Source organism: Streptomyces sp. NPDC090499 (genome assembly GCF_044769305.1).
In the GTDB taxonomy this organism is placed as follows: domain Bacteria; phylum Actinomycetota; class Actinomycetes; order Streptomycetales; family Streptomycetaceae; genus Streptomyces.
This window is the reverse complement of the sequence record NZ_JBIVXP010000018.1, coordinates 85,742-104,495: the sequence shown is the minus strand read 5'-3', so window position 1 is coordinate 104,495 and position 18,754 is coordinate 85,742. Positions and strand designations below refer to the sequence as shown.

Here is an 18,754-nt window from a genome sequence, read left to right as displayed (position 1 = left end):
CCTTGCGGGGCGCCCGACAGCACCGAACATTTCAACATCAAGGAGCAACACTCAATGCGTATCGGAATCCTCGGTCTCGGCCGTATCGGTGCTTTTCATACCGAGACCCTCTCCGGGCTCGACGTCGTCGAGTCGCTCGTCCTCACCGATCCGTTCGCGGACGCGGCCAAGGCCGCCGCGGAGAAGTTCGGGGCCGAGGTCGTGGACTCGCCCGAGGCGCTGCTGGCCGCCGGTGTGGACGGCATCGTCGTGGCCGCCGCCACCGACGCCCACCCGGCCCTGATCCTGGCCGGCGTGGAGGCCGGTGTGCCGGTCTTCTGCGAGAAGCCGGTCGCGAAGACGATGGCCGAGGGCGTCGAGGTCCTCAAGGCCGTTCAGGGCAGGGGGGTGCCGATCCAGATCGGCTACAACCGGCGCTTCGACGCGGGCTTCGTCGCCGCCCGTGCCGCCGTCCGGGCGGGCGAGCTCGGCAAGCTGCACACCGTGCGCTCCACCACCCTGGACCCGGCCCCGCCGCCGGCCGCGTACATCGCCGCGTCCGGCGGGATCTTCCGGGACTGCTCCGTGCACGACTTCGACATCATCCGCTGGGTGACCGGCCGCGAGGTCACCGAGGTGTACGCGGTCGGCGGCAACCGGGGCGCCGACTACATCAAGGAGGCCGGGGACGCCGACACCACCGGCGCGATCCTCACCCTGGACGACGGCACCATCGCGGTGGTCTCCAACTCCCGTCACAACGCCCGGGGTTACGACGTCCGCATGGAGCTGCACGGCTTCGCGGACTCGATCGCGGTCGGCCTGGAGGACAAGCTCCCGCTGCGCTCGGTGGAGCCCGGCGTGACCTTCCCGGCGGGCACCCCGCACGACTTCTTCATGGACCGGTTCACGGCGGCCTACCGCGCCGAGCTCACCGCGTTCACCGAGGTCGTGGCCGGTACCCGGCCCTCCCCGTGCACGGTCGAGGACGCGCTGGAGGCCGGCTGGATCGCCGACGCCTGCACGCTGTCCCTGCACGAGCACCGGCCGGTGACGATCGCGGAGGTCCGCGGGGCCTGACACCCTCGGACACTCGCACGACGGCGGGGCGGGGACCGGAGGACGGTCCCCGCCCCGCCGTCCGTCCTTCCCGTCAGGCCCGCAGCCCGTCCACGACCAGCGTCAGGATCCGCGCCGCCCGCGCCTCGGCGTCGCCGCGTGCCGGGTCGATCCGCCACAGGACGCTGAGCTGGAGGAGCACGTCCTCCGGGTCGATGCCGGCCTTGAGGCTGCCGTCCGCCGCACCGGCGGCCAGCAGGACGCCGATGGCGTCCACGAACGGGTCGTACATCGGGTCCTCGGCCGCGCCCCCGGTCGCCGCGTGCACGACCTCGGAGACGCCGAACTTGAGCCGGCCGTAGCGGGCGACCTCGTCGAACCAGCGGCGCAGCGCCGCCAGCGGCGGATGCGTGCCGAGCAGTTCCGGTGCGAGGTCGATCAGGTGCTGGAGGTCGTGCCGGTACAGCTCCATGATCAGCGCCTCCCGGGTCGGGAAGTGCCGGTAGAGCGTGCCGATGCCGACGCCGGCCTTGCGGGCGATCGCGGAGAGCGAGGCCGTGGTGGAGGCGGCGAGCTCCGCGCGGGCCACGGAGAGGATCCGGTCCCGGTTGTCGCGGGCGTCCCTCCGGGTCGGTTTCGAGGGCTGCGGGTTCACGGTGTCTGTGGTCCGTCCGGTGTGGATTGCCATCCGGAGACCCCTCCGGTACGTTGGGAGACGTAGCGGAGGGGCCTCCGTTTCATTGCCGATTCTGGCACACATCCCGTCGCATGCGTGGAGGTCAGTCATGCCCGAACTCGTCCTGGTCACCGGGGGCACCGGGTACATCGCCGGCTGGTGCGTCGCCGAGCTGCTGCGGCGCGGCCACGACGTCCGGACCACGGTGCGCGCGCCGGGCCGGGAGCAGGCGGTCGCCGACGCGGTCTCGGCCGTCGCCGACCCCGGCGGGCGGCTGGGCTTCGCCGTGGCCGACCTCACCGCCGACGCCGGCTGGGACGCCGCGATGAAGGGCGTCGACCGGGTGCTGCACGTGGCCTCGCCGCTGGGCGTGACCGCGGGCACCCCCGACCTGGTCACCCCGGCACGGGACGGCACGCTGCGCGTGCTGCGGGCGGCCACCGCGGCAGGGGTACGGCGGGTGGTGATGACCTCGGCCGCGAACGCCGCGAGCCCGTCGTCGTACGCCTCGGAGGGCGTCACCGACGAGACGCTGTGGACCGATCCGGAGGATCCGACGCTGATCCCCTACCGCCGGTCGAAGACCCTCGCCGAGCTGGCCGCCTGGGAGTTCATGCGGGGGAACGACGGTCCGACCGAGCTGACCACCGTGCTGCCCGGCGCGGTGTTCGGGCCGGTGCTGACGGCGGACACCGCCGGTTCCGTCGGGATCGTCGCCCGGATGCTGTCCGGGGCGATGCCCGGGGTGCCGCGGATCGGTCTCGAGGTGGTGGACGTCCGGGACCTGGTCGACCTCCACCTCAGAGCGATGACCGCACCGGCCGCGGCGGGCGAACGCTTCCTCGGCACCGGCGAGTTCGTGTGGATGGCGGACCTGGCGCGGGTGCTGCGGGACGGCCTCGGCGAGCGCGGACGGCAGGTCTCCACCCGCCCGCTGCCCGACTTCGCCGTGCGCCTCGCGGCCCGCTTCCGGGACCCCGGGCTGCGGGAGATCACCCCGGCGCTGGGCCGGCGCAACCGCCACAGCACCGAGAAGGCGGCGCGGCTGCTGGACTGGCGGCCGCGCCCGGCCCGGCAGACGGTGCTGGACTGCGCCGAGAGCCTGCTGGCCCACGGCGCGGTCCGCGTCCCGGTGGCGGCTCAGAGGCCGTAGCGCACCGCGAACTCGTCCGGGTCGTAGGCGTCCCGGTCGGGGTCGTGCCGGACGGCCGGCCTGGTCTCCACCATGTCCTCGGGGCGGATCCGCTCCGGCAGCGCGCCGAACCGCTCCTTGCGTGTCACGGCCTCGGCCGCGGTCTCCTCGTGGCTCATGTTCGTCCTCCCCGTCGTAGCGGGTGTCACCCCTCATCAGGCGAACGCGCGCGCCCCGGCGGGTGTTCCCGAACCCGCCGGGGCGCGCGGGGCCCGTGGAGTGGTCCACGGGCCCGGGGAAGCGGCTGTCAGGCGCCGCAGGACCGCAGGAACCTCCGGGTGCGCACCGCGACGGGCAGCGGCCTGTCCGGCTCGCAGGGGTACATGTCCTGCTCGACGATCGCGAACAGGTCGACGCCCAGCCGCTGCGCCGCCGCCAGCACCGGCCCCAGCTCCGGCACGCCGGCGGGCGGTTCGCACATCACGCCCTGCGCCACGGCCGGCCCGAACGGGGTGCCCTTGGCCCGGACGTCGGCCAGGACCGCCGGGTCCACCTGCTTGAGGTGGAGGTAGCCGATCCGCTCGCCGTAGGTCTCGATCAGCTTGACGCTGTCGCCGCCGCAGTAGGCGTAGTGACCGGTGTCCAGGCAGAGGTTGACCAGGTCGGTGTCGGTCGAGTCGAGGAAGTGCTCGACGTGGTCCTCGGTGTCGAGGTGGGTGTCGGCGTGCGGGTGGACGACGAGGTCCAGGCCGTACGTCTCCTTCACCTCGTGGCCGAGCCGTTCCATGCCCTTGGTCAGGTGGGCCCACTGCTCGCCGGTCAGCTCCGGCGGCTCCAGGATCTCGGCGGTCTTGTCGTCCCGCCAGAAGGACGGGATGACCACCAGGTGCTTCGCCCCCATCGCCTGGGTGAGCGCGGCGACCTGGCTGACGTGCTCCCAGGTGGACTCCCAGACGGCCGGGCCGCGGTGCAGGCCCGTGAAGACCGTGCCCGCCGAGACCTTCAGGTCCCGCTTGGCGATCTCGTCGGTGAGGCGGGCCGGGTCGGTGGGGAGGTAGCCGTAGGGGCCGAGTTCGATCCAGGAGTAGCCGGCCTCGGCGACCTCGTCGAGGAAGCGTTCCCAGGGGACCTGCCGGGGGTCGTCGGGGAACCAGACGCCCCAGGAGTCGGGGGCCGAGCCGACCCGGATGCGGTCGAGAGGGGTGGTCATGGGGTCACGACTTCCCTTCCGGACCGGTCGCGGCGGGAGCGGTGAGGTCGTCCGCCTCCGGAAGCTCCTCGGTGTCGACCCCGCGGACCTGGGACAGCTCGTGCTTGAGGGCCGCGAGCTCGGCGCCGCCGGCCATGTGGTTGGTGAGTTCCTCCAGGGTGATGTCGCTGCGCTCGGCGGAGAGTTCGAGGGTGCCGAGGCGCAGGACGCTGAAGTGGTCGCCGACCATGTAGGCGTGGTGCGGGTTGTGGGTGATGAAGATGACGCCGAGGCCGCGTTCGCGGGCGGCGGCGATGTACTTCAGGACCACGCCGGACTGCTTGACGCCGAGGGCGGCGGTCGGCTCGTCCAGGATGAGGACGCGGGCGCCGAAGTAGACGGCGCGGGCGATGGCCACGCACTGGCGCTGGCCGCCGGAGAGGGTGCCGATGGGCTGGTCGAGGTCGTCCAGGACGATGCCCATGTTGCGCAGTTCGCGGTCGGCGGTCTCCTTCATCCTGGCGATGTCGAGACGGCGCACGGGCCAGGGGCCCTTGGTCATCTCGGAGCCGAGGAAGAAGTTCCGCCACACCGGCATCAGCGGAACCGTGGCGAGGTCCTGGTAGACGGTGGCGATGCCCCTGTCGAGGGCTTCGCGCGGGGTGGAGAAGCGGACCGGGGTGCCGTCGACGAGGAAGTCGCCCTCGGTGTGCTGGTGCAGCCCCGAGATGATCTTGATGAGGGTGGACTTGCCGGCGCCGTTGTCGCCGAGCACGCAGGTCACCCGGTTCGGGAAGACCTTGAGGTCGACGCCGTGCAGGGCGCGGATGTTGCCGTAGGACTTGCCCGCGCCGCGCAGTTCGACGATCGGGCCGCCGTCGGTCGGCGCGTCGTCCTGGAGGACGGCCCCGTGGGTTCCGGTGGTGTTGTCTGTCATCGGGTCACCTCCTGGTCGCGGTCCGCTGGACCCACAGGTTGATCATCACGGCGCCGAGGAGCATCACGCCGAGGAAGGCCTTGAACCAGTCGGGGTTCCAGCCCGCGTAGACGATGCCCTGCTGGACCATGCCGAACATGAAGGCACCGAAGACCGGGCCGATCGCCGAGCCGGCACCGCCGGTCAGCAGGCAGCCGCCGATGACCGCGGCGGAGATGTAGATCAGCTCCTGGCCCACGCCCTCGCCGGACTGCACGGTGTTGAAGGAGAACAGCTGGTGCATGCCGACGAACCAGGCGCCGAAGCCGACCAGCATGAACAGCGAGATCTTGGTGAAGTTGACCGGGACGCCGACCGCGCGGGCGCTCTCCTTGTTGCCGCCGACCGCGAAGATCCAGTTGCCGTACTTGGTGCGCAGCAGCACCCAGGTGGCGATGGCGGCGAAGAACAGCCACCAGAAGATGGTGATCTTCACCTGGACGCCGCCGATGTCGAAGGACGACGCGAAGACCGCCTTGACCTGTCCGAAACCGTCCATGTTGCTGATGTCGTCGGTGGCGACGTTGCCGGTGACCAGCTTGGTCACCGCGAGGTTCACGCCCTGGAGGATCAGGAAGCTGCCCAGCGTGATGAGGAAGCTCGGCAGTCCGGTCTTGACGACCAGCCAGCCGTTCAGGAAGCCGATGCCCAGCGACACGACGAGCGCGACGATCACGCCCGCCCAGACGTTGAGGGTCAGCTGGTAGCTGAGCATGGCGGCGGTGAGGGCCGAGCTGACCACCGCGACGCCGGCGGAGAGGTCGAACTCGCCGCCGATCATCAGCAGGGCCACCGGCAGCGCCATGATGCCGATGGTCGAGGACTGGTAGAGGATGTTCGCCATCGAGCTGGCCTCGCGCACCGGCGGTGCCGCGACCAGGAAGAAGACGTAGACCGCGACCGCGCCGAGGAAGACGCCGACGTCCGGCCGGGCCAGGATCCGCAGCGCCAGGGGGCGCTGGGCGGTCCGCCCGTCCTTCTCCTTGGGGCCGGGGGCCGGCGGCGTCGCCACCGCCGGCTGTGCCTGCTGACTCATACCGATCACCGGGTACCCTTCGCGGCGAACTCGGCGACCTTGTCGACGTTGGACTTGTCGACGAAGGCCGGCCCGGTCAGCACCGGCTGCTCACCGCCGCCGCTGTAGTTGCCGTTGTTCTTGTAGAGCCACAGCGAGTCGATCGCCAGGTAGCCCTGGAGGTAGGGCTGCTGGTCCACGGCGAACTCGATGGTCCCCTTGCTGATCGCCGTGGTCAGGTCCTTGTTGAGGTCGAAGGTGGCGACCTTCGCCTGGCTGCCCGCGTCGGACACCGACTGGACGGCGATCAGCGCGATCGGGGCACCGAGCGTGACCACGTGGTCGATGGCCTTGTCCTGCGTGAGCTTGGCGGTGATCGTCGACTTGACCGCGGTCGGGGAGGTGCCGTCGACGTACAGGGTCTCCGTCGTTCCCGAGAACGTCTTCTTCACACCGTCGCAGCGCTGGGTGAGGCCGACGTTGCCCTGCTCCTGGATGACACAGACGACCTTCTTGGCGCCCTCCGTGTTCAGCCGGTTGCCGAGCGCCTCGCCCGCGACCGTCTCGTCCTGGCCGAAGAACTCCAGCAGCCCGAGCTTCTTCCAGTCGCTCAGGCCGGAGTTGAGGCCGACGACCGGGATCTTGGCGGCGGTGGCCTTGGCGACGACGTCCTTCATGGCGTCCGGCTTGGCGAGGGTGACGGCGATCCCGTCGACCTTCTGGTCGATCGCGTTCTGCACCAGGTTGGCCTGGTTGCCCGCGTTCGGGTCGGCGGAGTAGACCAGCTTGACGTTGTCCTTGTCGGCGGCCGCCTGGGCTCCCTTGCGGACGATGTCCCAGAAGGTGTCGCCCGGCGCCTGGTGGGTGACCAGCGCGACCGTCATGCGGGGGGTGGACGCCTTGCCCGCGGAGGCCGCCGCACCTCCCTCTTCGGACTTCTTTCCGCCGGAGCTGCTGGAGCAGCCTGCGAGGGTCAGGGCTGCCGCCGCGGCGACGGCCACGATCGGGGCCAGCCTGCGCGAACGGGAGTGGGAAGAGCGGTCCATCCTGCACCTCACTGTGCGACCGGAAGAAGGCAGGGATCCGGCGGATCCCCGGGCCCGGGCCGACGGAGGTGGTCCGGGTCACTGCTGTGCGTTGGGACGGGATACAAGTCCCTGTGAGGCCCGCTGTCAATACTTTGTTAAGACATCATTTCACATACAGGTCCGAATGTAAGTACAAACCATTGACAGCGTGACCCGCCCCGATCTACACCTGAGAGGCATCCGCCCACGTGCTTACCCGCTCCCGCCGTACGTACCCCTGACCCGGCCCGCCGGCGCCCGCTCCGCCACACGACACGCCCCGTCCGAATGAGGTCCCCCATGAGCCAGCCGACCACCCGCCTGACCGTCGCCCAGGCGCTGGTGCGGTTCCTGTCCGCCCAGTACACCGAGCGCGACGGTGTCCGGCACCGGCTGATCGCCGGCACCTGGGGCATCTTCGGCCACGGCAACGTGGCGGGCATCGGCCAGGCGCTCCTGGAGTACAGCGACGTCATGCCGTACCACCAGGGCCGCAACGAGCAGGCGATGGTGCACGCGGCGGTCGGGCACGCCCGGCAGCTGGACCGGCTCTCCGCGCAGGCGGTCACCACGTCCATCGGGCCGGGTGCCACCAACCTGGTGACCGGCGCCGCGCTCGCCACCATCAACCGGCTGCCGGTCCTCCTCCTCCCGGGCGACTACTTCGCGAGCCACGCGCCGGACCCGCTGCTGCAGCAGCTGGAGCACCCGACGGAGTTCGACGTCTCCGTCAACGACACCCTGCGCCCGGTGTCCCGCTACTTCGACCGGATCACCCGTCCCGAGGCGCTGGTCCCGTCCGCGCTGAACGCCATGCGGGTGCTCGCCGACCCGGCCGAGACCGGCGCGGTGACCCTGGCCCTCCCCCAGGACGTCCAGGCGGAGGCGTACGACTGGCCGGAGGAGTTCTTCGCGGAGCGCGTGTGGCGGGTCCGCAGGCCGGCCCCCGACCCCGTCGAGCTGACGGCCGCCGTGGACGCCGTACGGGCCGCCCGGCGGCCGTTGATCGTGGCGGGCGGCGGAGTCCACCACAGCCGCGCCGAGGACGCTCTGCGGGCCCTTGTGGAGGCCACGGGCATCCCCGTCGCCTCCACCCAGGCGGGCAAGGGCTCGCTGCGCCACGACCACCCGGCCGACCTGGGCGGGATCGGGCACACCGGGACCGCCGTCGCCGACGGCCTGGCCCGCACCGCCGACCTGGTCATCGGTGTCGGCACCCGGTACACCGACTTCACCACGGCCTCCGGCACCCTCTTCCAGAACCCGGACGTCCGCTTCCTGAACCTGAACATCACCGGCTTCGACGCCCACAAGCTGGCCGCGCACACGGTCGTGGCGGACGCGCGGACGGCCCTGGAGGCGCTCGCGGGGGCGCTGTCCGGGTACCGCGTGGACGGCGCGTACGAGGCCGGGTACCGGGCCGGCAAGGAGCGCTGGGACGCGGTCGTGGAGGCCGCCTACCGGGCCGACGACGAGGACGCCGTGCCCACCCAGACCCAGGTGCTCGGGGCCCTGGACGCCGTCGTGGGCGATGACGACGTTGTCATCAACGCGGCCGGCTCGCTCCCGGGCGACCTGCACAAGCTGTGGCGGGCCCGCTCGCCGCGCCAGTACCACCTGGAGTACGGCTACTCCTGCATGGGCTACGAGATCCCGGCCGGGATCGGCGTCCAGCAGGCGGCCCCGGACGCGGTGGTCTGGTCGCTGGTCGGCGACGGCACCTACCTGATGATGCCGACCGAGCTCGTCACCGCGGTCCAGGAGGGCCTGCCGGTCAACCTGGTCCTCATCCAGAACCACGGGTACGCCTCCATCGGCGGCCTCTCGGAGACGGTCGGCGGCGAGCGGTTCGGCACCGCCTACCGCTTCCGCTCCGCCGACGGCACCTTCTCCGGCGCCCCGCTGCCGGTGGACCTCGCCGCCAACGCGGCCAGCCTCGGCATGGAGGTGCTGCGCGCCAAGACCGTGCGGGAGCTGCGCGAGGCCCTTGCCGCGGCCCGCGCGAGCGACCGGCCGACCTGCGTGTACGTGGAGACGGACCCGGCGCCGACCGCCCCCGGGGCCGAGGCCTGGTGGGACGTGCCGGTCGCCGAGACCGCCGCCCGCGAGGCCGCCGTGCACGCCCGCGAGGAGTACGACCGGCAGGTCGCCGACCGCCGCCGGCACCTGTGACCCCCGAACCCCGGAAGGAGGCGTCCCGGTGGCCCGTACCGGTGGTTCCGCCCGCAGCGCGACCGTCTCGGCGCTCGACACCCTGGACTTCGCCCTGGACCGCGGCAGTCCGGTTCCGCTCTACTACCAGCTCGCCCAGCAGCTGGAGCAGGCCATAGAGCACGGGGTGCTCGCCCCGGGGAACCTCCTGGGCAACGAGATCGACCTGTCGGTGCGGCTCGGGCTGTCCCGGCCCACGGTCCGCCAGGCCATCCAGTCGCTCGTCGACAAGGGCCTCCTCGTGCGCCGCCGGGGTGTGGGCACCCAGGTGGTGCACAGCCAGGTCAAGCGGCCGCTGGAGCTGAGCAGCCTCTACGACGACCTGGAGTCGGCCGGGCAGGGCCCGACCACCCGGGTGCTGCGCAACGAGCGCATCCCGGCGAGTGCCGAGGTGGCCGCCGCGCTCGGCATCGCGGAGGGCGCGGAGGTGGTCGTCCTGGAGCGGCTGCGCTGCACGCACGGCCAGCCGGTGGCGTACCTGTGCAACTACCTGCCCGCCGCCCTGCTCGAACTCGACACGGCGCGGCTGGAGTCGACCGGTCTGTACCGGATGATGCGCACGGCCGGCATCACCCTGCACAGCGCCCGGCAGACGGTGGGCGCCCGCAGCGCCACCGCCGAGGAGGCCGTCCGGCTCGACGAGAAGGAGGGCGCCGCGCTGCTGACCATGCAGCGGACCGCGTACGACGACACCGGGCGGCCGGTGGAGTACGGCAGCCACGTCTACCGGGCGTCCCGGTACGCCTTCGACTTCCAACTGCTGGTACGGCCGTAGAACATGAGGTGCCGGGCCGGTTGCCGCGGGTTTAGGTGCTGGTCCCGACAGCCGAAACCAACACGCCCGCACACGAGCCCCCACGGAGTTTGTCCGGTGGGGGCTCCGTCGTACCGCTTTGTTCAACAAACCGGCAGGCAACCATGTCGATTACGTTTCGGGCAAGAGACGGGCGAGAGAGCCGCAGGCTATTGACGCATGACCGGACAAGCGGCTGTTATTGCGCCCACGATGTTCGGCCGAGTTGGTTTCTGATCGGTTTCGGGACCTTTCGAAGATCAACTCTTCCCCTTGCCGAACCCTGTTACTCAGGAGCCGCCATGCGCATCTCCCCGTCCGGTCTTCACGTGCCGGGTCCGAGCCGCCGTAACGTCCTGCGCGGTGCCGGTTCGGCCGCCCTCCTCGCGGGCGCCGGCATACCCCTGCTCTCCGCCTGCGGCGGCAGCGGGTCCTCGTCCGACCCGAAGACGGTCAGCCTCGGCTCCAACGCGTCCGACGCCGTGCCGAAGAAGGCGTACCAGTCGGTCTACGACGCCTTCAAGAAGTCGTCCGGCGTCACCGTCAAGGTGAACACCAAGGACCACAACACCTTCCAGGAGCAGATCAACTCCTACCTGCAGGGCACGCCGGACGACGTGTTCAACTGGTTCGCCGGCTACCGGATGCAGTTCTTCGCGCAGAAGGGCCTCGCCTCCCCGATCGACGACGTGTGGGAGAAGATCGGGGACAACTTCCCCGACGCGATGAAGAAGCTCAGCAAGGGCGAGGACGGCAAGTACTACTTCGTGCCGCTGACCACGTACCCCTGGGCGGTCTTCTACCGCAAGAGCGTCTTCCAGGCGAAGGGCTACACCGTCCCGACCACGTGGGACGAACTCGTGGCGCTGTGCAAGCAGATGAAGAAGGACGGCCTGGTCCCGATCGCCTTCGGCGACAAGGACGCCTGGCCGGCGATGGGCACCTTCGACCAGATCAACTTCCGCCTCAACGGCTACGACTTCCACGTCCAGCTGATGGCGGGCAAGGCGGCGTGGACCGACGCCAAGGTCAAGGCCGTCTTCGACCACTGGGCCGAGCTGCTCCCCTACCACCAGGACGGCTTCATGGGCCGCACCTGGCAGGACGCCGCCCAGGGCCTGGTCTCGAAGAAGTCCGGCATGTACCTCCTCGGCTCCTTCGTGGCCCAGCAGTTCACCAACGCCTCGGACCTCGAGGACCTCGACTTCTTCCCGTTCCCGGAGATCAACTCCGCGTACGGCCAGGACACCGTCGAGGCGCCCACCGACGGCTTCATGGTCAGCAAGTCCCCGAAGAACCACGACGGTGTCGTGAAGCTCCTGGAGTACCTCGGCACCCCCGCCGCCGAGGAGACGTACCTCAAGACCGACCCGAGCGTGGTGGCCGCCTCCAACAAGGCTTCCACCTCCGCGTACTCGGCGCTGCAGAAGAAGGCGTTCGACATGATCGGCGCGGCCAAGTCCCTCACCCAGTTCATGGACCGCGACTCCCGGCCGGACTTCACCTCCACGGTGATGCAGCCCTCCCTGCAGAAGTTCCTGCAGAACCCGAAGGGGATCGACAGTCTGCTCTCGTCCATCGAGCGCCAGAAGAAGACGATCTTCGCGTCCGAGTGAGCTCCCGAATGTCGACTGACACCCCCACGAAGTCCCAGGAGGCGGCCGCCGTGCCGCCTCCTGGGCGCGCGTCCGACAAGAAGCGGATCCAGCGGGGCCACAAGCGCCTGCTGACCCGCCGTGACCGGATCACCCTCGCCTTCATGGCGGGCGTGCCGACGATCCTCCATGTCCTCCTGGTCTGGGTGACCGCCCTGGCCTCGATCCTGCTGGCCTTCACCTCCTGGGACGGCATCGGCTTCGACTCCATCAAGTGGGTCGGGTTCGACAACTTCCACCAACTCTTCACCGACAACCCGCAGTTCTGGCCGGCCGTCGAGCACAACGTCATCTGGTTCGTGGTGCTCATCCTGATCCCGACGCCGTTCGGCCTGTTCCTGGCCGTGCAGCTGGACAAGAAGATCCGGTTCAGCCGGGTCTACCAGACGGCGTTCTTCCTCCCGGTCGTCATCTCCCTGGCCTGCATCGGGTTCGTCTGGCAGCTGATCTACAACCCGGACACGGGCCTGATCAACAGCATCATCGGCGCCAACAAGCCGGGCCACTACATCGACTGGATCGGTGACCCGAACCTCAACCTGTGGGCGGTCCTGGTCGCCGCGTCCTGGCGGCACACCGGCTACATGATGATCCTGTACCTGGCCGGCCTGAAGAGCGTCGACCCGTCGCTGCGGGAGGCCTCGGCCCTGGACGGCGCCAACGAGTGGCAGACGTTCAAGAACGTCATCTTCCCGACGCTGCGGCCGACCAACACCATCGTCCTGGTCGTGACCATCATCGAGGCACTGCGCGCCTTCGACCTGGTCTTCGTCTTCAACAAGGGCGCCCAGGGCACCGAGTTGCTCTCCATCCTGGTGACCAACAACATCATCGGCGAGTCCAGCCGCATCGGTTACGGCTCGGCGATCGCGGTGGTGCTGCTGTTCATCTCCCTGATCGTGATCATTCCCTACCTGATCGCGACCTTCCGGAAGGAGCGCCGCGCATGAGCACCGTGAGCAGCGCACTGCCCAAGCAGCGCAACCCGATCCGCCCGGCCCGCGTGCTGCTGCACGTGTTCCTGGCCGTCACGGCCCTGGCGTGGCTCGCTCCGCTGCTGTGGGCGATCTTCTCGGCGCTGCGCCCGTACAGCGAGACCAGCGACCGCGGCTACGTGTCCTGGCCGCACACGCTGAACTTCGACAACTTCAAGAACGCGTTCGAGCAGTCGGACATGACCCACTACTTCATGAACACGCTGGTCATCGCGGTCCCGGCCGTGCTGCTCACGCTGTTCCTGTCGTCGATGGTCGCGTTCTACGTCGCCCGTTTCGACTTCCGGGTCAACCTGTTCCTGCTGCTGGTCTTCACGGCCGGCAACCTGCTGCCGCAGCAGGTCATCATCACCCCGCTGTACCGGATGTACCTGCTGACGAACCTGCCGGGGATCACGCAGAGCGGCAAGCTGTACGACTCGGCGCTCGGCCTGGTGCTGATCCACGTGGCGTTCCAGTCCGGGTTCTGCGCCTTCGTGCTGTCGAACTACATGCGTTCGCTGCCGCACGAGCTGACCGAGGCCGCGCTGGTGGACGGCGCGTCGGTGTGGCGGCTGTACTGGCAGATCACGCTGCCGCTGTGCAAGCCCGCGATGGCGGCGCTGGCGACCCTGTTGTCGATCTGGATCTACAACGACTTCTTCTGGGCCCTGGTGCTGATCTCGACCGGTGAGAACATGCCGATCACGTCGGCGCTGAACAACCTCTCCGGCCAGTACTTCACCGACCCGAACCTGGTCGCCGCCGGTTCCCTGCTGACCGCGATCCCGACGCTGCTCGTGTACTTCGCGCTCCAGAAGCAGTTCGTCAGCGGTCTGACCCTGGGCTCCGCCAAGGGCTGATCCGGCCCCGTCCGAAAGAGAACCTCGTGCACAACCCGTTCACCCCGGTCGCCTCGGTGCCCGTGGACACGCGCACCGCCCGCGTCCACGAGGAGGGCTGGCAGTCCTGGTCGCCCAGCGGCTCCTACGCCCTCGGCACGGCCCCGTACCGCCCGGCGAACGCCAACTGGGCGACCGTCTGCTACCGCCCCGGCCGTGCCGTCCCCGCCGGGGCCTTCCAGGGCGAGGGCCTGCTGGCGCTCGACCCGGGCGACGGCTCCCCGGTCCGGCTCTGGGCCGCGGCCGACCCGCTGCACGAGGTTCCCTCGGTCCGGCTGACCGTCGCGGCCGGGGTCGCCGAGGTCGAGGCCGACGGCCCGGTCAAGGAGTGGACCGGCACGGGCATCCAGTCCGTGCTGGCCGACTGGGCCGGCGCCCTGGCCGTGCCGGCACCCCGCCCGGCGCCCACCGTCTGGTGCTCCTGGTACGAGTACTTCACGTCCGTCACCGAGGACGACATCCACGAGAACCTGCGGGCGATGGACACCCTCGACCTGCCGATCGGCGTGGTGCAGATCGACGACGGCTACCAGAGCGCACTCGGCGACTGGCTGAACCTCTCCGGCCGCTTCCGCTCCCGGCGGGGCATCGCGGACGCCATCCGCGCCCGAGGCCGCCGGGCGGGCATCTGGACGGCACCCTTCCTGGTCGACCCGGCGAGCGACCTCGCCGAGACCTACCCGGACTGGCTGGTCCGCGACCCCGACGGCCGGCCGCTGCGCGCGGGCCGCAACTGGGGTCACGTGCTGTACGTCCTGGACACCACCCACCCGGCCGCCGCGGCCTACCTCACCGACGTCTTCGCGACGCTGCGCGCCGAGGGCTACGACTACTTCAAGACCGACTTCCTCTACGCGGGCGCCCTGGACGGCGTACGGCACTCGGGCGCCGACGCGCTCACCGCCTACCGGCGCGGCATCGGCCTGATCCGGGAGGCGATCGGCGCGGACGCCTACCTGCTGGGCTGCGGCGCGCCGATGCTGCCCTCGATCGGCCTCTTCGACGCCATGCGGGTCAGCCCGGACACGGCTCCGCACCGCCGCCCCGAGGCCGACGACTTCAGCCAACCCGGCCAGGACCCGGCCGAGTTCACCGGCGTCGGCCGCCAGTGGCAGCACGGCCGCCTCTGGGTCAACGACCCCGACTGCCTGATGGCCCGCCCCGCCGTGGAGACCCGGGCACGCTGGGCGGCCCATGTGGAGGCCGTCGGCGGCCTGGTCGCCTCCAGCGACCGGCTGCTCTCCCTCGACCAGTGGGGCGTGGAGACAACCCGCCGCCTTCTCACCGGAGTTACCGGAGCCAACCGATGAACGACCGCACCCTCTCCGTCCCCGGCATCGCCTACGGCGGCGACTACAACCCCGAGCAGTGGCCCGAGGAGGTGTGGCACGAGGACGTCCGCCTGATGCGCGAGGCGGGCGTGAACATGGTCAGCGTCGGCATCTTCTCGTGGGCGCTCATGGAACCCGCCGAGGGCGTCTACGACTTCTCGCGCATGGACAAGATCCTCGACCTGCTGCACGAGAACGGCATCGCCGCCGACCTCGCCACCCCCACGGCCGCCCCGCCGGCCTGGTTCTTCCGCGCCCACCCCGAGGCGCTCCCGGTGGACCACGACGGCCGCACCCTGTCGTACGGCAGCCGCCAGACGTTCTGCCCGAGCAGCCCCGCCTACCGTGCGGCCGCGCTGCGCATCGCGGGCGCGCTCGCCGACCGGTACGCGAGCCACCCGGCCGTGCAGATGTGGCACGTCCACAACGAGTACGGCTGCCACAACGCGGCCTGTTACTGCGACACCAGCGCGGAGTCCTTCCGCCGCTGGCTGCGGGCCCGGTACGGCGACGACCTGGCGGCCCTCAACGACGCCTGGGGCACCACCTTCTGGAGCCAGTGGTACTACGACTGGGACGAGGTCCTGCCGCCCCGCGCGACCGGCGCCGTCCCCAACCCGACCCACCAGCTGGACTGGCGCCGCTTCTGCTCGGACGAACTGCTGTCGCTGTACAAGGCGGAGCGCGACGTCCTCAGGGCGGCGGCCCCGGCGATCCCCGCCACCACCAACTTCATGGTGATGTACAACTTCGACGCCCTCGACTACTGGCGCTGGGCCCCGGAGCTGGACGTGGTGGCCAACGACCACTACCTGATGTCCGCCGACCCGGAGTCGCAGATCGACATCGCGCTGAGCGGCGATCTGATGCGGTCGCTGGCGGGCGGTCCGTGGCTGCTGATGGAGCACTCGACGGGCGCGGTCAACTGGCAGCCCGTCAACCGGGCGAAGACGGCCGGTGAGCTGCGCCGCAACGCGCTCGCGCACGTGGCGCACGGCGCCGACGGCATCTGCTACTTCCAGTGGCGGGCGGCGAAGGCGGGCGCCGAGCAGTGGCACTCGGCGATGCTGCCGCACGCCGGGACCGACAGCCAGATCTGGCGGGACGTGGTCCGGCTGGGCGCCGACCTGCAGGCGCTCGCCGAGGTGCGCGGCAGCACCGGCACCGCCGAGGTGGCCGTCGTCTGGGACTGGGACGCCCGCTGGGCCGTGGAGCTGCCCTCCCAGCCGTCCGAGAAGCTGCGCTACCTGGACGTCGTCCGCGCCTGGTACGAGCCGCTGTGGCGGGCGGGCGTGGCGGTGGACTTCGTCCGCCCGGACGCCGACCTGTCGGCGTACAAGGTGGTGCTCGCGCCGAGTCTCTACCTGGTGGACGACACGGGCACCGCGAACCTCACCGCCTTCGCGGAGGCCGGCGGCACCCTCGCCGTCGGCTTCCACAGCGGCGCGGTGGACGAGAACTGCCATGTCCGGCTCGGCGGTTACCCGGGCGCCTTCCGGGAGCTGCTGGGCGTGTCCACGGACGAGCTGTTCCCGCTGCTGCCCGAGGAGCGGGTGGCGCTGAGCGAGGGCGGCACGGGCTCGCTCTGGTCGGAGCGGGTACGGCTCGCGGGCGCGGCGGCGGTCACGTCCTACGCCGACGGCCCTCCCCCAGCCTCCGGCCGGGGGTACCCCCATCGCGCTTCGCTCGCCGGGGTGCCTGCGGTGACCCGGCACGGCTACGGGTCGGGCACCGCCTGGTACGTGGCGACGCTGCCGGACGCGGACACCCTGGCGGGGCTGCTCGGCCGGATCCGCGCGGAGGCGGGCGTGGCCGCGGGCCGCACCGCCCCGGCCGGTGTGGAGGTCGCCGTGCGGCGCGGTGCGGACGCGGACTACGTGTTCGTGATCGACCACACCGGCGAGGGCGCGGAAGTCCCGGTCGCGGCAGGCTCGGTGGAGCTGCTGTCCGGCAAGCCGGCCGACGGCACGGTCACCGTGGCGCCCGGCGAGGTCGCCGTCGTGCGGGAGCCGCGCGGTCAGTGAGCCGCGTCCAGGCGGGCGCGCTGGCCGGGCGTGAGCTCCAGGTCCACGGCGGCGAGGTTCTCCTCCAGCTGGGCCACGGACGACACCCCGGCCAGCGGGACGACCGGCAGCGGCCCGCCCAGCAGCCAGGCCAGCACCACCTGGTTCCGGGTCGCCCCGGTCTCCCGGGCCACCTCGTCCAGCGCGGCGAGCCGGGCCGGGGTGCCGGGGTGGTCGTAGTCGGCGGGCAGCCGCTTGCCGGGCCGGGTGTAGGCGCCCTTGAGCAGCGGTGAGTAGGCGACCAGGGTGAGGCCCGGCTCGGCGCGCAGGTAGCTGCGCAGCTGGGCGTCGGCGGAGCCGAGGCTGCCGTCCGGGAACAGGTCGTCGGGGATGTCGGTGCGCGGGCGCAGGTGGCTGTGCTGGTACTGGAGCACCTCGTAGCCGGGCAGGCCTTCCGCCGCGGCCAGGGCGCGCGCCCGCTCCAGCCGCCAGACGGCGTGGTTGCTGGCGCCGAGCAGGCCGACGGTGCCCTCCGCGACGAGTGCGGCGAACCCCTCGACGGTCTCGCGGAGCGGGACGGCGGGGTCCTCTATGTGGGCGTACAGCAGGTCGAGCCGCTCGACGCCGAGGCGTTCGCGACTGCGCTCGGCCGACTCCCGGATCACCTTCGCGGACAGCCCCTCGGGGTTGTCGGTGTAGCTCGTGCCGGGGGCGAGGGGGCGGGCGCCGAGCTTGGTGGCGATGACGACCTCGGCCCCGATCCCGCGGCTGCGCCGCCAGCGGCCGAGCAGTTCCTCGCTCTGGCCGCCCTGGCCGCCGTCCTCCCAGAAGGCGTAGTTGTCGGACGTGTCGACGAAGTTCCCGCCGGCCTCGACATAGCGGTCGAGGACGGCGAAGGAGGTCTGCTCGTCGGTGCGGGACCCGAACAGCATGGCGCCGAGCGCGAGGACGCTCACCTCGCGGCGGGTGCCCGGGGCGGTGCCGATGGTGCGGTACTTCATGCCGTCTCCTCCGTCCGCGCACCCGGGGGTCCGGGTGCGCGGTGGTGAGTCTCCGGCTTGAAGTGCACCCGAAGTCAAGGGCGCCGGGCGAACGGTCCGTCCAGGGCCGCCCACTGCAGCAGCATGATCGTCTTGGCGTCGGCGATCTCGCCGGTCCGGATCATCTCCAGGGCACGCCGGAAGGGGAGTTCGAGGATCTCGATGTCCTCGCCCTCCTCGTCCAGGCCGCCGCCCTCGTGGGTACGGGTCGAGGGGCCGTAGGAGGCCGCGTAGAAGGAGATCCGTTCGGTGACCGAACCCGGGCTCATGTAGACGTCGAAGACGTGCTCGACCTCGCCGACGGTGTGGCCGGTCTCCTCGACGACCTCGCGGCGGACCGCGTGCTCCGGATGCTCGGCCTCGTCGTCCAGGAGGCCCGCCGGGGTCTCGACCAGCATCCCGTCGGGGTGGCCGTTGACGTACACCGGGAACCGGAACTGGCGCGTGAGCAGGACGGTCTCCCGCTCGGCGTCGTACAGGAGCAGCGTGGCGCCGTTGCCCCGGTCGTGGGTCTCGCGCTCCTCGGTGTGCCAGGTGCCGTCGGCGTGCTGGAGGTCGAAGGTGGTGGCCCGCTCGACATACCAGTGACTGGACAGGAGCCGCACCTCCCGGACCTTCACCCGCGGGTTCCCGGTCAGCTCCAGCCCGGTCCGGTCGAGACCGGTACGGCCCCGGCGGTCGGGGGTGTCGATCCCGGCGGTCATCGGGGACCGCCGGCACGGGCGGTGGCGTTCAGGTGTCTCATGGTCACC

Annotated in this window: 17 protein-coding genes; 9 read left to right on the top strand and 8 right to left on the bottom strand. The window is 71.0% G+C overall.

Translation table 11 applies throughout. The annotated features are described in order from the left end of the window. Positions 1–54 precede the first annotated feature (54 nt). Positions 55–1,059 carry a Gfo/Idh/MocA family oxidoreductase gene (locus ACIQVL_RS41145; RefSeq protein WP_403478004.1) on the top strand — a complete coding sequence of 335 codons (1,005 nt, stop codon included), beginning with the start codon at positions 55–57 and terminating at the stop codon, positions 1,057–1,059. Between the two features lie 73 nt (positions 1,060–1,132). On the opposite strand, the gene ACIQVL_RS41140 is transcribed toward ACIQVL_RS41145, so the two are convergent. Beyond that, positions 1,133–1,693 (bottom strand): TetR/AcrR family transcriptional regulator, encoded by a 561-nt coding sequence (locus ACIQVL_RS41140; protein WP_403436036.1) that lies wholly within the window; start codon positions 1,691–1,693, stop codon positions 1,133–1,135. 130 nt (positions 1,694–1,823) lie between these two features. Here ACIQVL_RS41140 and ACIQVL_RS41135 point away from each other — a divergent pair, with 130 nt between their 5' ends. Beyond that, positions 1,824–2,867 (top strand): NAD-dependent epimerase/dehydratase family protein, encoded by a 1,044-nt coding sequence (locus ACIQVL_RS41135; protein ID WP_403478003.1) that lies wholly within the window; start codon positions 1,824–1,826, stop codon positions 2,865–2,867. Here the strand turns inward: ACIQVL_RS41135 and ACIQVL_RS41130 are convergent. The 5 genes from ACIQVL_RS41130 to ACIQVL_RS41110 all read right to left on the bottom strand — a co-directional run bounded on the left by ACIQVL_RS41130 (position 2,855) and on the right by ACIQVL_RS41110 (position 7,072). After that, the gene (locus ACIQVL_RS41130) at positions 2,855–3,025 is read right to left on the bottom strand and encodes a hypothetical protein (RefSeq protein ID WP_403478002.1); all 171 of its coding nucleotides are present in this window, start codon (positions 3,023–3,025) and stop codon (positions 2,855–2,857) included. The two genes, ACIQVL_RS41135 and ACIQVL_RS41130, sit on opposite strands and share 13 nt — an antisense overlap. A gap of 128 nt (positions 3,026–3,153) precedes the next feature. Continuing rightward, positions 3,154–4,056 (bottom strand): sugar phosphate isomerase/epimerase family protein, encoded by a 903-nt coding sequence (locus tag ACIQVL_RS41125; RefSeq protein WP_403435833.1) that lies wholly within the window; start codon positions 4,054–4,056, stop codon positions 3,154–3,156. A gap of 4 nt (positions 4,057–4,060) precedes the next feature. Further along, positions 4,061–4,972, bottom strand: coding sequence for an ATP-binding cassette domain-containing protein (locus ACIQVL_RS41120; RefSeq protein ID WP_403478001.1), 912 nt, complete (start codon positions 4,970–4,972; stop codon positions 4,061–4,063). Positions 4,973–4,976: 4 nt separating this feature from the next. After that, the gene (locus ACIQVL_RS41115) at positions 4,977–6,047 is read right to left on the bottom strand and encodes an ABC transporter permease (RefSeq protein WP_403435829.1); all 1,071 of its coding nucleotides are present in this window, start codon (positions 6,045–6,047) and stop codon (positions 4,977–4,979) included. Positions 6,048–6,052: 5 nt separating this feature from the next. Then, positions 6,053–7,072 (bottom strand): sugar ABC transporter substrate-binding protein, encoded by a 1,020-nt coding sequence (locus ACIQVL_RS41110; protein ID WP_403478000.1) that lies wholly within the window; start codon positions 7,070–7,072, stop codon positions 6,053–6,055. Between the two features lie 321 nt (positions 7,073–7,393). Here ACIQVL_RS41110 and iolD point away from each other — a divergent pair, with 321 nt between their 5' ends. The 7 genes from iolD (at position 7,394) to ACIQVL_RS41075 (ending at position 16,983) form a co-directional block, all read left to right on the top strand. Further along, positions 7,394–9,265, top strand: a complete 1,872-nt coding sequence (iolD, locus tag ACIQVL_RS41105; protein WP_403435826.1) for a 3D-(3,5/4)-trihydroxycyclohexane-1,2-dione acylhydrolase (decyclizing) — start codon at positions 7,394–7,396, stop codon at positions 9,263–9,265. Positions 9,266–9,293: 28 nt separating this feature from the next. Continuing rightward, complete coding sequence (locus ACIQVL_RS41100) at positions 9,294–10,079, top strand: GntR family transcriptional regulator (protein WP_403477999.1); 786 nt, start codon at positions 9,294–9,296, stop codon at positions 10,077–10,079. Between the two features lie 320 nt (positions 10,080–10,399). Beyond that, positions 10,400–11,713, top strand: coding sequence for an ABC transporter substrate-binding protein (locus tag ACIQVL_RS41095; protein ID WP_403435822.1), 1,314 nt, complete (start codon positions 10,400–10,402; stop codon positions 11,711–11,713). A gap of 8 nt (positions 11,714–11,721) precedes the next feature. Next, a complete protein-coding gene (locus ACIQVL_RS41090; RefSeq protein ID WP_403435821.1) occupies positions 11,722–12,702 on the top strand; it encodes a carbohydrate ABC transporter permease in 981 nt (326 codons plus the stop codon). Further along, positions 12,699–13,589 carry a carbohydrate ABC transporter permease gene (locus ACIQVL_RS41085; protein ID WP_403435819.1) on the top strand — a complete coding sequence of 297 codons (891 nt, stop codon included), beginning with the start codon at positions 12,699–12,701 and terminating at the stop codon, positions 13,587–13,589. The genes ACIQVL_RS41090 and ACIQVL_RS41085 overlap by 4 nt, the downstream gene beginning before the upstream one ends. Positions 13,590–13,615: 26 nt before the next feature. Next, positions 13,616–14,938 (top strand): glycoside hydrolase family 36 protein, encoded by a 1,323-nt coding sequence (locus ACIQVL_RS41080; protein ID WP_403477998.1) that lies wholly within the window; start codon positions 13,616–13,618, stop codon positions 14,936–14,938. After that, positions 14,935–16,983, top strand: coding sequence for a beta-galactosidase (locus ACIQVL_RS41075; protein WP_403477997.1), 2,049 nt, complete (start codon positions 14,935–14,937; stop codon positions 16,981–16,983). Before ACIQVL_RS41080 ends, ACIQVL_RS41075 begins: the two co-directional genes overlap by 4 nt. On the opposite strand, the gene ACIQVL_RS41070 is transcribed toward ACIQVL_RS41075, so the two are convergent. Together ACIQVL_RS41070 and ACIQVL_RS41065 are read right to left on the bottom strand one after the other, a co-directional pair. Beyond that, positions 16,977–17,963: an aldo/keto reductase gene (locus ACIQVL_RS41070; protein WP_403435814.1), complete on the bottom strand. Its 987-nt coding sequence runs from the start codon at positions 17,961–17,963 to the stop codon at positions 16,977–16,979. The genes ACIQVL_RS41075 and ACIQVL_RS41070 overlap by 7 nt on opposite strands. A gap of 74 nt (positions 17,964–18,037) precedes the next feature. Next, the gene (locus ACIQVL_RS41065; RefSeq protein WP_362579368.1) at positions 18,038–18,706 is read right to left on the bottom strand and encodes an NUDIX domain-containing protein; all 669 of its coding nucleotides are present in this window, start codon (positions 18,704–18,706) and stop codon (positions 18,038–18,040) included. Positions 18,707–18,754 lie beyond the last annotated feature (48 nt).